Consider the following 13086-nt stretch of genomic DNA (forward strand, 5'->3'; position numbering starts at 1 on the left):
CACTCAGTAGCGTCCTAAACGTTGAAAAAAGTGGCGGTGTTTTGCTATAGCAAAGTTGCTATATTTAAATCGTCAAATTTTAACACACCGCCATGGTAAATTTAAACGTTTTTAGTCAGATTTTATCACTTATCGACCGCGAATTATTCAAGGTTTTGGTTGCTAAGCACAAGAGTGACAAACATTGTAAAGGGATCAACAGCTGGACGCATCTTGCTAGCATGTTGTTTTGCCATTTTTCTTCTGCAGATTCAGTTCGTGATATCAGTAATGGCTTACGTAGTACGACTGGTAATTTGAACCATTTAGGTGTTGGTAGAGCACCCAGCAAGTCCAATATTTCCTATATCAACAAGCACCGCACCCATGAACTCTTTAAAGATCTGTACTTTTCGCTATTAGATAAGCTATGGCAAAAGGATACCCATTTGCGCAAAGATCTAACGCAATTAAAGCGCAAGGTTTATCTGATGGATGCCAGTATCATCCCTTTATGTTTATCTGTATTTGACTGGGCTAAATTTAGAAGCACCAAAGGTGCTGTAAAACTGCACACTGTGCTGGATTATGATGGATGTCTTCCTGTTTTCATGCAGATTACAGACGGGAAAGTTCATGAAAGCCAGCGTGCGGGTAGCTATAGTTTTTCCAAAGGAAGCGTTGTAGTGGTGGATAGAGGTTATGTGGATTACAACTGGCTCGGGGATTTGGACAGCAGAGGTTGTTATTTTGTTACCAGGAGTAAAACTAACATGAAGTACAACGTTATCAAGTCATACCAGAGTGAAGCACTCCTTGAAAAGGGAATCATTAAAGATGAGATCATTGAGCTTTCTGGTCCATCAGCAGATAGATACAACTCTAAACCATTACGCTTGATTCACTTTTGGGACAGCAGCACAGACAACCAGTACCACTTTCTGACAAATAATATCCAATGGAAGGCATCACTAGTAGCTAACATTTATAAACAGCGATGGCAGATCGAGATTTTCTTCAAGCATCTGAAGCAACGCTTAAAAATATCATCTTTTGTGGGTACTTCTGAAAATGCGGTCATGATCCAAATATGGACTTCGTTGATTGGAATATTACTGCTCAAATACCTTCAGAAGAAGGCTAAATACGATTGGAATCTGTCTAACTTGGTCGGGTTTATCAGGATGAATATATTCGTGAAAATAAATATATGGCAATGGATAGATGATCCTTTTATCAGGCCACCAGTTAAGGGTAAAAATGGACAGCTACAGATATTCTCAGACTAAAAAATAGGGTCAAAATTGAAATTATCTAAAAATAGATACTGTTTCAAGGGAAACACGCGCCTAAAATTTATTTAGGACGGAAGTGAGTATAAATGACAAAGAAAATATTTTATTATCTGAAATGGGAAGTGGCTCCAACTGGCTAGCAATACATTTGTCTGCTTTTTTAGGCTTTTTATATTTACACAGTATAACGGAAACCTCTAAAATACCGTCCATACTAATTCTAGATCAGCCTAGTCAAGTGTATTTTCCCAAAATTTATCGCCAATTGGATGATTCAACAGAAAACGACAAACAAATTACAGACGATAATATTGTGCAAGTAAAAAATATTTTTAAAGTCATTTCTGATGAGATTAACACTATAGAAAAGAAGTGTAACTATAAGCCTCAAGTCATTGTTTTAGAACACGCAGATGAAGAAGAATTTTCTCAGTTTATTAGATATCGATGGAGTAAAGAGGGGAAAAAATTAATTTAAATTTTTAAAAATGACTGAAAAACAGGTAAAACAACGCTGGGTAGATATAAAAAAGACAATTACTGCTCGACCACTTCTAGCCTACCTTACCGGTATACCCTATAATGAATGGAATCAGTATATGAGCTCTTTTCCTTCTGCAAGTGAGATAAATAGAATCTATGATAACATTAGAGATGATAGAACTCAAAAAACGAAGAGAATTAAGGACGAACTGCAAAATATAGTTGGTTATAGAGAGGCGAAACAGTTTTCTAAGAAAATTGGTGTCTCAGATTCAACAATTCGGGAAATAATTGAAGAGAAAAAACTAGTTGCTGGATATAGCATTATCAATCGTTTAGAAGTCTTCATAAATGTCATAAATCCTACCTTTGAACTATCGATAGAGAACCCTTTATCAAAAGAGATTATCGTTAAAGATGAATTTGAGGAAATAATAAATGATGTTAGAAATATCTCTAATAGTTTATTAAGGGAATCATTTGAACTAACTGATGTTGCAAAAAATATGAAGGCTAAATTAGATTGGCATAAAGAAATATCTCATCCAGCTAAAGGCATAGATTACACTATTGAAAGACTGAAAGAAGTACGAGAAAAAATAAGTCTTATATATGAAACATATATTGAAAATAAATAGTAATGTTATTCAACTAATCTATGATCTAGTTCCACTTTATCAAACGGCGCGGGCACAGCTAAGCTTTTTCGGCTTACCTTAATAAACACAAAAGTTCGTTCATTAAAATATTGAGGTTTTAGCTACATTAAAGAAACAATTTCTGAAATTCATGGCGAAAAATTATCTAAAAAACCTATTAAATTAATGCTTACTCCTAATCCTTCTCTTTAGCTTATGCCAAATCCTACTCTTAAATCCTTCACCTAATCAGATTAACAAACATGGTTACAACACCTTCTTAAATACCCCAATCACTTTCAAGTCTAAAAGCTCTTCATCTCGGAGTACAATAGGTTGATAAGATGCATCGGTAGATTTAGGTAAAAGTGTGATTTCTTGATGACCCCACCCCTCTTCACTGATAGTTTTCTTACTACTATATTCTTTAATTGTATAGTTGGCACCAAAATCCCGGTCATTAAAATTGCTCGATTCGACTAAGCAGATCAGACCATTGCGGGAGCCTCCTTGATAACGCTCGAATATACAAATAGAACCGTTGGGTATGATCTTATTCATAGACTCTCCTACTACGGTGCAGGCAAAGTATCGTTCTGGATCATAGGCACCTGCTACCTCAACATATCGGGTTTTTCCATGTTGTTGTACGTCCGAGAAACTTCCTGCTGCGACGCTTAGATCATAGTAAGGTATGCTTTGTGCGGATGGTCCATCTGTAATCAGCATTTCAATATTGGGCTCCTGGCCGAGTACTTGATGAGCTTTGATATATTGGGCAAGGTAGGCGCGTAGATTATCATTGCATGCGTATATATAGCTACCCTGAATACCGCGAAATAGAATGGTGCGGTAGATATTGAGAATGTAGTTTTTAAGTACGGCTGGATCAGAGATGGAGTTTTTACCGTTCCTGTCATGGTATCTATCTTTGTACACGACAAAGCACTGGTTTTGGAAATCATAATCCAATTCGGGCCCGATAATCAAGCCGGTATAGTTAAGGTCGTAGCCTTGTGTGGTGTGTATACAGCCGACTTCATGGATAGCATTAGCAGAATTAACCCAATCAACTTCAGCACTATTCCAGCGAAGCTCAGTATCGCCAATAACAATGTCGTGAAGTGACTTATCTTTCTTGGAGACCCATTTCCATGCAAAACCTGCTACCATGCGGCATAGCCCTTCTGAATCGTTCTTACGCTTGATCTGCTTGACCATTGCATCTAGATCATCGAAGAGCTGAAAATCGTAATGTACGCTATCAAATGGTTGGGGCAATAGCGTCGTATTATCGGAGAAAAGTTGATGTACGAACTCCATATAATGTGCGCCTCCTTTTACTCTAAACTGTGAGCGTAAGCGTTCAATACGGGTACTTTCTAATGCCTGCAAATCAAGAAAACATTGCTTGTCGGCATCGGACGGTTTGACGGATTGAAACTCGTCGTAGAAGATAATGGATTTATCGGACTGCAACTGTACCCAATCCAGCTCCGAACAGGTGAGTTCGTCTAATCCCAATTGCTGAGAAACTTTACGAAATGTACCATAGTAGGCGGCTAGATTTTTCCACTGGCGTAAGCGATGTCCTTCATCTACAATCAATAAATCATACTTCTTCTTGGCTACTTCGGCTGGTCCGATGACCATCTTTGGGGACAATCCCTTAATGTTTTTGAAGACCTTACTGATGGTCTTACGAAAGGATTGCATAGGGATGACGAGAGCCATTTCTAAATCTCCATATTTTTGACGTACATCTTCCACCAGTTGAAATAGTTCCTCATCGGATTCATCAAAATCAGCTTTATTGAAGTCCTGTAAATCGGTTTTCAATAATTTGAAAAGAAATATGGCCAAGATAGATTTACCAGTCCCTGCTCCCCCATGTATCAAACTTACTCGAGCACGATCATCGAGCAAACAACGGAGGATGGTCTTCAATCCATTGGTCTGTTCTCGAGATAAGCTCTTGTAGGGAGAATACTTGAAAAGGTCTGAGTTATCAATATGCTCTAGCGAATGCCGAGCAATACCCATTTTCCTTAACTCGGTCCAAATATCACGAAATAGTTCCCAGTACACTTCTTTCTGCTGATAGAACTTATGGTTGGATATTCCAAGGTTACCATTTTGCAGATCAAACTGCCCATCAGCGGCGATATAGCGTATCAAATTGGACTCAATATCTAAGGTTGCAGACTTATTGAACAGCTCGCTCCGGATAACGGATACGGAATGTAACTGCTGTTTTCTGGCAGTCTTAAGGTGTGCTTTCATACGGGTGACCATATCGGTGGTTTCACCTACATAAGCCTCCTTTTTATCCTGAAGAAAGTATACAATAGGCCACGACAGGAAATCGCGCTGTTGTTGCAGTAAGGTAAGCTCCAACTGCGAATCGAATGGGTATGGAATTATCTGGAAAGGTTTGACCATTATAATTCGTTGTATTTCTTTGCCGTACCTTTTGCTTTCTCTACCGGATATTTCTCGTTATTGAGTTTCATCTTCTCCTCAACAATCTGTTTAACATCAAGACCATGTTTATCTGCCAATAATAGCGCGTACATCAACACGTCTGCAAGTTCATGCTTCAATTTATCGGGATTCGCGTCTTCATTACCTTTCCAAAGGAAAAGCTCAAGAAGCTCGGATGCTTCTATACTCAATGCCAAAGCTAAATCTTTGGAATTGTGAAACTGTTCCCAATCGCGTGCGTCTCGGAATGCTCTGATCTGTGTTATTAACTCTTGAATATCGGACATGGTAATTATGTTAAAGCAAAACTGGTCTTTCTACAAATATCCGAATTATTGTTTACTAATAAAAGGAAGCTTATTGGTTGTAACGCTAGTGTTCAGAATAATAATCTCAATATACAAACAGTATTTTATTGAATGGAGGTCAGCCAGTAATATAAATAGCTATTTTATTGGAAACATATCACCTTTATTATTCTTGCACTATCAAGGACGAAAAGTTTATATTTGACAAAAGGGTTACCCTTACGAAATTGATAAAGCGCTTAAAGGACTCTCCTACTATAGCATACCGAAAACATATATCAATGCTATAAAACGGAGTTTGTTTGCATTAAAAGCAGTCAAAACGCTCAAACCCGAAATAGATACAGAGATCCGGAAGGATCTGCTAGAAGAAGAAAAAAAAGCGTTGGCAGTTAAATAACCGCCAAGGCTTTTTTATGTATCAACTTATTAATATATGCTTCCATCATATACGCATAAGGATTGACCGACATATCTACCCTCAAATCAATAACAAAGCCACAAAAAAACCGCTTGGCATCCCAAACGGTTCTGTATATTTTAAAACGATGTTCTATTACAGTTTTTCGATTTCCTCGATGGAAAGGCCGGTACCCTTAGCAATATCTGATACAGGTAAACCCATCTCTTTAAACCTCAAAGCTGTTTCAATGGCTTTTCTCTGCTCCCCCTGTGCTTCAGCACTTACAATTGCTTTTTTAGCTTCTTTCAATTGTTTTTCTAATCCTACCAGTTGTTTTTGTTGTTCCTGTTGATACATCCGCACTGCTTCAGCATCCCACTTACGTTTTAAACTAATATCATACATAGTTCGTTCCTCCTTTGTCAATTTTGCGTAGCTGGCCAACTGAAAGAATCGTTGAAATACTGCGGAATTCATAATCCTTGGCAAAGTCTTTAACGTAGACATATTCTTAAGCATAAAGAATACTTTGTCCAGTTCGTCTTCAACCTCAGCTTCGCTTTTAACAAAGTTAATCAATTCCATATAAATAAACCCCAATCCCTCGTAAAACTAATTGAGTTACTGTTGCCTACTTAAGCAACAGTAAGGAAAGTCTCTTGCTGACAAAAACAATAAACTCTTCCAGCAAAAAATTTGTCCTGAATGTCTATTACACAGGCAGGTATCGTGAAAATAGGTTTTATGATCAACTCCTGGCATATGAAAACCATCCATCAGGACAATAGTATAAACCTCGGGAATGGCATACCCCCAGGCTTTGCGGTTGCCTTTGGGTGCTGTGTCTGAAATGACCTTACTTGCATAATACAGCATACGTTGCTTCAGGTTGGTCTGTGTACTCGTCTGCATCTCGATGATGATCTCCTCCCCTGTACTGATCTGGACTACAAGATCAAAGATAACTTTACCGATCTCTTCGGTAGCTCCGATACGCTCGGCATCCCGATAAGTAAGATCTGTGATGGTCTTACGACCGCGAAAGATGATGTTTAGAAAGTTGATCAGATTGACCTTGTCTCCGAATAGCCGCTTGAATCCTTCATCGGTGGTTGGATCAATAAATACGGGTTTTGAATACGCTAACATAATTTTAGGATTTAGCAATGCTCAACGAAGTAATTAACAACTTATAACCGGACAGTTGCGTATATTTACTTAGAATGGATCTAAGATTTTAAATAGATTTTGGTTTTTATACTAAATGAGGTTAGCAGTAATGGTTTCAAAACACGCAACATAAAATGAAAATCCCAACAATTCACGGAATAATAGAAAGAAGAATATTAGTAAACTATGTTGCTGACCCGAAGTTTGTCGAGAAAATTTTACCGAAACCATTTCGACCAAAGCTTTACAAAGGAAAAGCAATAGTAGGCATTTGCCTGATAAGACTTAAAAACATCAAACCAAAAGGACTTCCAAATTTCATCGGCGTAAATTCTGAAAACGGAGCACATAGAATTGCTGTTGAATGGGATGAAAATGGAGAGACTAAAGAAGGTGTTTATATTCCAAGACGTGATACATCATTAAAGTTAAATGCAATTGTCGGCGGAAAAATATTTCCAGGAAAGCATTATTTAGCAAAGTTTAATGTGAAAGAGCAAAACAACCATTTTCACATTGACTTTGTAAGTTCTGATAATACAACATTGATATTGACGCAAAACTAAATGATAAACTGAACGAAGACTCCATATTTGAAACTATAGAAAATGTTTCAGCTTTTTTTGAAAACGGATCTGTTGGCTACTCCCCTAACGGACAAAATTTTGACGGTCTAAAACTTGAAACGTATAAATGGGAAGTGAAACCGCTTGAAGTAGAAAATGTAAAATCAAGTTTTTTCGAAAATAAAGACATCTTCCCAACAGGTTCTATACAATTTGACAACGCTATATTGATGAAAAACATTGAACACGAATGGAAGTCGTTGAAAACAATCAACCAATCCTGTTAACATTTATGAAGAGCACGTTTCCAGTTAATGGAAAAAGCCTAGAACGTGCAGATTTAGGCTTTCATTTTCTTCTTTAGAATAATTCGTATTTAACCTCAATTTTTCCTTCTGTGCTTTATAAGGCTCAAACTTAATAGAAAGTTTTTGTGAAAAATAATCAAGTTGTAGAGAATCAATCTTATCTGAATTTACCTTCCATTTTACCCCGTTTACTATAATTGTATCATTAGCTGAACCTTTGATATATAACCACAATGTCATAGAATTTTTAGTCTTGGTTTCAGGGCTAATTAAAGTATCCTTAATAAAATCACTTATGACAAAAGTACCAGTAGAAGTGCTATTGCATGAGCAAAACACTAGAGCCAAAAATAAAATATATAGTTTCATATTATTTATTAGTTGGTGTTAGTTTTGTAATTTCTGAAATAATGTCGCCATCTGCGCTCAATAGAATTAGAAAAAACTAAAGTTTCACTTCAGGTATTGTTAGACTTAATAGCTTGAAGGCACATAGTATTTAATTTTGAGACTTCCATTTTTTGCTCGATACGATTGAAACTGAACTGAAACTTTTGAATTATACCAATCAACCTTCAATTCCTTTTTAATATCTCCACCTGCGATTGCAATACCATGTACTTTTATTGAGTCGTCGGTATGTCCATCAATTTCTAGAATCAAAGTTGTGGCATCACTTACATCGGTTTCAGCAATCAACAGGGTATCTTTACTCACATCTGATAAATCCCACTCACCACGATTTTTAGTATTACAGGAGACAAAAACTACGGCTAGAAAACCTGTTAACATTAGTGAAAAAATGAATTTCTTACAAAACATATAATGATAAATATTAATGAACTTAAAATTTCTTAATTTATTTATTCGTAGGAATAAGTTTAGTCACATTCGGTATCACAACACCATTTAATCCTAAAGGAGATAAATATTTTAAATCTCCACCTGTAATTGACCTAGAAATAAATTCCTGTGGAGACTCTCCGACATGTGAATTTTGTAAATAACTTCTTCCAAGAGCATTGTTGTAAAGATCCATTTCCTTTTCCAAAGATGGAGCTCCAATCTCATGTGCATCTCCTAGTTTCTTACTTAACTCTGAGCCAATTGTAATAGAGTTAAGAGCATGAAAATATGCATGACGAAACGCATCTCCTTTCCCATTATAAAGGGTAGATGACGAAAATTTCGCTTTTGCTGTCTGTTCAGCTTGTTTTGCGTTTGTAAGATAAGCAAATTTATTTTTGGTAGACATTTTTTCATAGATTGCAAGCTCTTCAGTTCCCATTCTACTTCTATACTCCAACTCCAAATTAGCAAATTCAACCATTTCTGTAATTGAAAGAGAATTGAGGTCATCTGGGGTTCCTTGAGACCCTCCACTACCGCCAACCGGAACTATAGGTCCGTAAGGATCTCCACTTCCGCCGCCATCCAAACATCGATCATTATTCGGATATTTTGGTTTATGCCAAACTGTATTTATGTATCCTTCTACATACCCTATTACCACAGTTTCCTCTTCTGGTTCACATCCTGCAAAGCCATCATTTGTACCAGCTTTAAGTTTTACCGGCAGATTATCTTTCATCCATGTATTATTGGAATTAAATCGCGAGAAATAGACCTGTCCTCCGTAATATTTACTTATCAAAAAATCATGATTGAAAAAACCTTCTGAAATAATTTTTCCAGTAAATCCATTTGGCAGGTCCTTTCCCTGTTCAGGTAGATAAATTACTTTTACAAATTGCCAATTTCCATCGGCACTTTTTGTGGCTTTAACAATTAAATTCCTCGACATATCTACTGGAATGGAATCATTGGTATATACCTTGACATCATTCAATAATTCCACTTTAACGATAGCAGTATCAGTACCGCGAAATTCAGCAGTATTCCACAAGATTTTTGATTTAAAGTTGTCATTAAAACTTAATGAGTTTCCTTTGGATGCAGATTGACGATCAAAAGATTCCTTGAGCGATTCTGAAGTGGCTTCTTTATCTAATATACCATCAGAACTTTCTTTTTTACATGCATTTAGTGATAGTGCAAATATGGATAACGGAACAAATAGTTTAATAACTTTCATTTTACATTCGATTAACATTAACGGCAAAAACAATTAGTGACTTGCATTGTAATTTTATGTTGTAAATATATAAATATATTTCATTAAAATATATTTATAATCTTATTTTTATACAGTTGTCCAAAATATTTGTGGTTCTTAAAAAGGTATCACTTATCTGCAATTTAAATTGCTAATTTTATTCTGATTCCAAAATCAAACCTATTTTATTCATCAAAAATGGGAATTAAGGAATAGATCAAGATAGTTCAAAAGAATATGTTCTATACTTGTAAAACATTTAAATTTAAGAATTCAATTAAGCTTACATAAAAACACGATTGCGTGCAAACAACCCAACAAGAATACACTACCGTAATCTTGTAGAGGTATAACACTAAAATAATTTCAGCTAAAACCACCACTAAGAGCAGATCTTAGTGGTGGTTTTTCTACATTATTATTAAATATGCATCAGCATCTTAGAAAAATGATGAAATACTTTTGCTAAAAAATGATGGCGGTCATTTTGATGTCCCCCCCCCTTTCGTCACTACCCGTTGGCATAAAAAAGAGCTTCTCTATTGGAGTAACAATCTTAGCAACTCCACTTACTTAAATGGGAGGTCAAAATCACAGAGATCCTACGTGTTCAAAATGGACAGGTACGCATTGAAGCTACTGATCAACAAGAAAATCTGCATATCGTGTTGCATCGAACCGAGTAACACGGATATAATTACAGCTACCCAATTGCTTGTTGCCATTCGAGTTAAGTTGTAACTTACCTCCTAATTTGGTATCTTGATGTGCGAACTTGATCGATCAAGTCTTAACCTAATTTATAATGACCAAAAATATACAACCACCAACTTATTCTTCTGAAAACCCTTATCCCTGGTATAAATGGATACAGGAAACATGCCCTATATTTAAAAAAACAGATGGTACATGGATGATTACACGATACGACGATGTAATGATGTTATTAAACGATGTGCGTTGTTCTCATTGGGGACATGATAGCGATTTTTTTTTCAATATGCACCCTGTTGAAAAGTCTATTGCCCAGACTCTGCATGCATTAGCTCCGGGTAATACGCCTGCTTTTCGTAAACAGATTATGCATCAGCTTGCAGCCAGAACATTGCGCATTGATGAAGGAGAGATTCGAAAACAGGCCGATATGATTCTTGAAAGACTAAGTTCTTCTTCATCTATTGAATTTATGAATGATTATGCTCACCCATTTACCTTCGGAACTATCAGTCGATTAATTGGTATACAAGAAGACGAAATTGAAGAGCTATCAAAAATCATATCTGATATGAAGGGAGGATATCTGAGCTTCATTGATGAAACGCTAAGAGATCATACAGAAAACGATCAGGGCAGATTATTCATTGCTGCCATAAAACGACTTATCATACTGAAGCAAAAAAAACCTGGAGATGATTTATGTAGCGCGCTACTTGCTGTTTGTTCGGGTGACGAATTACATGAACCCTTTATTATCTCATTGATCATTTTACTTTTTTATGCAGGACATCAAAATATGATGAATTTTATGGGAAATGCGCTAGTGTCATTAAATAACAAAATGAAAGAGCAATCCATGTTGCGGGAAAGTCTATCCTTTGCGACCGACAGTGTAGACGAGCTGATCCGGTATGACTCGCCGCTTCAATCTGTTCTATTAATTACCAAAGAAGCAATCACTATTCGAGACCATCTCATTCCAGCTAGAAGTATACTCGAGTTGAGCATTGGTGCAGCCAATAGAGATCCTTTAAAATTTGATCATGCAGACCAACTGATATTAGAACGAAGACCATCACACCTGGGTTTTGGTGTCGGAGCATTTAGGTGTATTGGAGCAAGATTAGCCCAATTAGAAGGTGGCATTGGTTTGCATCGTTTTTTTGCACACATACATTCTTTTTCTCTTACTCCTGAAAACATAAGCTGGAGTCATTTCGGCGTGCAACGTGGCCCCTCTTCTATTTTACTAGACATAAATTGGAATCATGAATAAAGAATCAACTCCCATTAACGAGTTTATTGAAAAATATGATCATAATATTCTTTCAGAAGCGATGCAAACAATGTATGATAAATCGGGATTTTATAATGTGGGTGAATGGTCTGCTAATCCTGAAAGATTAAAAGATGCATGTGAGTCATTGGTAATAAAACATCTCGATCAGGTACAGCGTTGTTTAAATCCACAGAAAATACTGGATATAGGTTGTGGTCTTGGATCTGGGACCGGGATTATCGCAAAATTATATAAAGACGCACAGGTAGTTGGTATTAATATATCCGAAAAACAAGTGTCTTTTGCAAAAAAAACAAATCCGGATATAGATTTTCAAGTGATGGATGCTACAAAAATGCTTTTTCCTGCAGCATCTTTCGATCTCATTATTTCCGTCGAAGCTGCTTTTCATTTTAATACCAGAAAAGATTTTCTGGAACAGGCATATCGCATGCTTCGTCCTGGTGGTCAACTTATCTTTTCAGATATGTTGTTTCATAATACAGAATGGGTAGGTAGCTGGTCTGTACCAGCAGAAAACCTAGTGACAGATATCAATATTTATAAAGCAGCATGTGTCGACATCGGTTTTGAAATACTTCAATGTAGCGATATCAAGGCTTCGACTTTAATAGGTTTTTGCAGTTACCTTCGTCAAATCGAGAAAATGGACGAACTCGCTGAAGGATTTGAAAATTCAGTAATAGCCTACCTGTTGACAAGTTTGAAAAAAAACCACCGTTAATGTCGCTATTATAAAATAGCGACATTAAAACTTAAAGCAATACGTTCATGTGCGGATAGATTTTGTCCAACGGAATGCGGCACCATACTATTGAATAGAATCAGGCGACGGTCTTTAGAAGTATAGCTTACTGAATTGAAATTTTCAGGTTTGGTGCGAGCAGATGCCCATAAGTTGTCAGATAGTGTTTCAAAAATGATATCGCCGCACTCAGGAGCAGTTTTTAGATAATAAACACCACTTATGTATGCCCCGTCATGCGTGTGCATACGCTCATAATTACTTGGTGATGAAATGCTGATCCATGAATCTGTAATACGATATTGAACGTTGGGCCGTGTTTCAAGGATATTCAAATAGAAATTAATTTCGTCAATTAGCATCTTGTGCAAGTCCTTAAATGGACTTTGTGTAAGTATATTGGGAATGGTCCCATACGTGGTATATAAATTAGATCGCGTAGATAATGTAAATTCCTGCCTTAACAAATGAACGGCTTCTACCAGCCGTTCATTTGCTTCTTCAGTTATTAGTTCATCTTTATAATAAAATGTTTTTGGAAAAAAAAATTCTACAGGCATATTTTGTTTATTAG

12 protein-coding genes and 1 pseudogene are annotated in these 13086 nt (G+C 36.5%); 6 read left to right on the forward strand and 7 right to left on the reverse strand.

Annotation, left to right across the window (positions count from 1 at the left end):
• Positions 1–92: 92 nt before the first annotated feature.
• The 3 genes from KO02_RS12970 (at position 93) to KO02_RS12980 (ending at position 2395) form a co-directional block, all read left to right on the forward strand.
• On the forward strand, positions 93–1268 hold the full coding sequence (locus KO02_RS12970; protein WP_038694773.1) for an IS4 family transposase: 1176 nt from the start codon (positions 93–95) through the stop codon (positions 1266–1268).
• Positions 1269–1350: 82 nt separating this feature from the next.
• Entirely contained in the window at positions 1351–1752 is a 402-nt protein-coding gene (locus tag KO02_RS12975; RefSeq protein ID WP_144243322.1) for a DUF3732 domain-containing protein, read from the forward strand.
• 10 nt (positions 1753–1762) lie between these two features.
• Positions 1763–2395 (forward strand): hypothetical protein, encoded by a 633-nt coding sequence (locus KO02_RS12980; protein ID WP_038698930.1) that lies wholly within the window; start codon positions 1763–1765, stop codon positions 2393–2395.
• Between the two features lie 267 nt (positions 2396–2662).
• Here KO02_RS12980 and KO02_RS12985 read toward each other — a convergent pair whose 3' ends face one another.
• The 3 genes and pseudogenes from KO02_RS12985 to KO02_RS24390 form a co-directional block, all read right to left on the reverse strand.
• Positions 2663–4837: a DNA/RNA helicase domain-containing protein gene (locus KO02_RS12985; RefSeq protein WP_038698932.1), complete on the reverse strand. Its 2175-nt coding sequence runs from the start codon at positions 4835–4837 to the stop codon at positions 2663–2665.
• Entirely contained in the window at positions 4837–5166 is a 330-nt protein-coding gene (locus KO02_RS12990) for a nucleotide pyrophosphohydrolase (protein WP_038698934.1), read from the reverse strand. Before KO02_RS12990 ends, KO02_RS12985 begins: the two co-directional genes overlap by 1 nt.
• Positions 5167–5743: 577 nt before the next feature.
• Positions 5744–6739, reverse strand: a pseudogene (locus KO02_RS24390) (PD-(D/E)XK nuclease family transposase).
• 155 nt (positions 6740–6894) lie between these two features.
• On the opposite strand from KO02_RS24390, the gene KO02_RS24130 reads away from it, so the two are divergent.
• On the forward strand, positions 6895–7326 hold the full coding sequence (locus KO02_RS24130) for a DUF2071 domain-containing protein (protein WP_235212253.1): 432 nt from the start codon (positions 6895–6897) through the stop codon (positions 7324–7326).
• 311 nt (positions 7327–7637) lie between these two features.
• Here the strand turns inward: KO02_RS24130 and KO02_RS13005 are convergent, their stop codons facing one another.
• From KO02_RS13005 to KO02_RS22845, 3 genes are all read right to left on the reverse strand, one after another.
• Positions 7638–8003, reverse strand: a complete 366-nt coding sequence (locus tag KO02_RS13005; RefSeq protein WP_038698936.1) for a hypothetical protein — start codon at positions 8001–8003, stop codon at positions 7638–7640.
• A gap of 105 nt (positions 8004–8108) precedes the next feature.
• Complete coding sequence (locus tag KO02_RS13010) at positions 8109–8426, reverse strand: hypothetical protein (RefSeq protein WP_038698938.1); 318 nt, start codon at positions 8424–8426, stop codon at positions 8109–8111.
• Between the two features lie 67 nt (positions 8427–8493).
• Positions 8494–9729, reverse strand: coding sequence for a DUF6973 domain-containing protein (locus KO02_RS22845; RefSeq protein ID WP_051959923.1), 1236 nt, complete (start codon positions 9727–9729; stop codon positions 8494–8496).
• A gap of 826 nt (positions 9730–10555) precedes the next feature.
• On the opposite strand from KO02_RS22845, the gene KO02_RS22850 reads away from it, so the two are divergent.
• Positions 10556–11743 carry a cytochrome P450 gene (locus tag KO02_RS22850; RefSeq protein WP_051959924.1) on the forward strand — a complete coding sequence of 396 codons (1188 nt, stop codon included), beginning with the start codon at positions 10556–10558 and terminating at the stop codon, positions 11741–11743.
• Positions 11736–12491: a class I SAM-dependent methyltransferase gene (locus tag KO02_RS13025; RefSeq protein WP_051959925.1), complete on the forward strand. Its 756-nt coding sequence runs from the start codon at positions 11736–11738 to the stop codon at positions 12489–12491. The genes KO02_RS22850 and KO02_RS13025 overlap by 8 nt, the downstream gene beginning before the upstream one ends.
• Before the next feature lie 8 nt (positions 12492–12499).
• Here KO02_RS13025 and KO02_RS13030 read toward each other — a convergent pair whose 3' ends face one another.
• Entirely contained in the window at positions 12500–13072 is a 573-nt protein-coding gene (locus tag KO02_RS13030) for a TIGR02466 family protein (protein ID WP_038698940.1), read from the reverse strand.
• Between the last annotated feature and the right edge of the window lie 14 nt (positions 13073–13086).

The organism is Sphingobacterium sp. ML3W (assembly GCF_000747525.1).
Lineage (GTDB): Bacteria > Bacteroidota > Bacteroidia > Sphingobacteriales > Sphingobacteriaceae > Sphingobacterium.

Bases quoted from the DNA above. Each gene is read 5' to 3' on its own strand.
- KO02_RS12990 (WP_038698934.1), bottom strand. From the start codon at position 5,166: ATGTCCGATATTCAAGAGTTAATAACACAGATCAGAGCATTCCGAGAC.
- KO02_RS22850 (WP_051959924.1), top strand. From the start codon at position 10,556: ATGACCAAAAATATACAACCACCAACTTATTCTTCTGAAAACCCTTAT.
- KO02_RS13025 (WP_051959925.1), top strand. From the start codon at position 11,736: ATGAATAAAGAATCAACTCCCATTAACGAGTTTATTGAAAAATATGAT.
- KO02_RS24130 (WP_235212253.1), top strand. From the start codon at position 6,895: ATGAAAATCCCAACAATTCACGGAATAATAGAAAGAAGAATATTAGTA.
- KO02_RS12985 (WP_038698932.1), bottom strand. From the start codon at position 4,837: ATGGTCAAACCTTTCCAGATAATTCCATACCCATTCGATTCGCAGTTG.
- KO02_RS22845 (WP_051959923.1), bottom strand. From the start codon at position 9,729: ATGAAAGTTATTAAACTATTTGTTCCGTTATCCATATTTGCACTATCA.
- KO02_RS13005 (WP_038698936.1), bottom strand. From the start codon at position 8,003: ATGAAACTATATATTTTATTTTTGGCTCTAGTGTTTTGCTCATGCAAT.
- KO02_RS13030 (WP_038698940.1), bottom strand. From the start codon at position 13,072: ATGCCTGTAGAATTTTTTTTTCCAAAAACATTTTATTATAAAGATGAA.
- KO02_RS12980 (WP_038698930.1), top strand. From the start codon at position 1,763: ATGACTGAAAAACAGGTAAAACAACGCTGGGTAGATATAAAAAAGACA.
- KO02_RS12970 (WP_038694773.1), top strand. From the start codon at position 93: ATGGTAAATTTAAACGTTTTTAGTCAGATTTTATCACTTATCGACCGC.
- KO02_RS13010 (WP_038698938.1), bottom strand. From the start codon at position 8,426: ATGTTAACAGGTTTTCTAGCCGTAGTTTTTGTCTCCTGTAATACTAAA.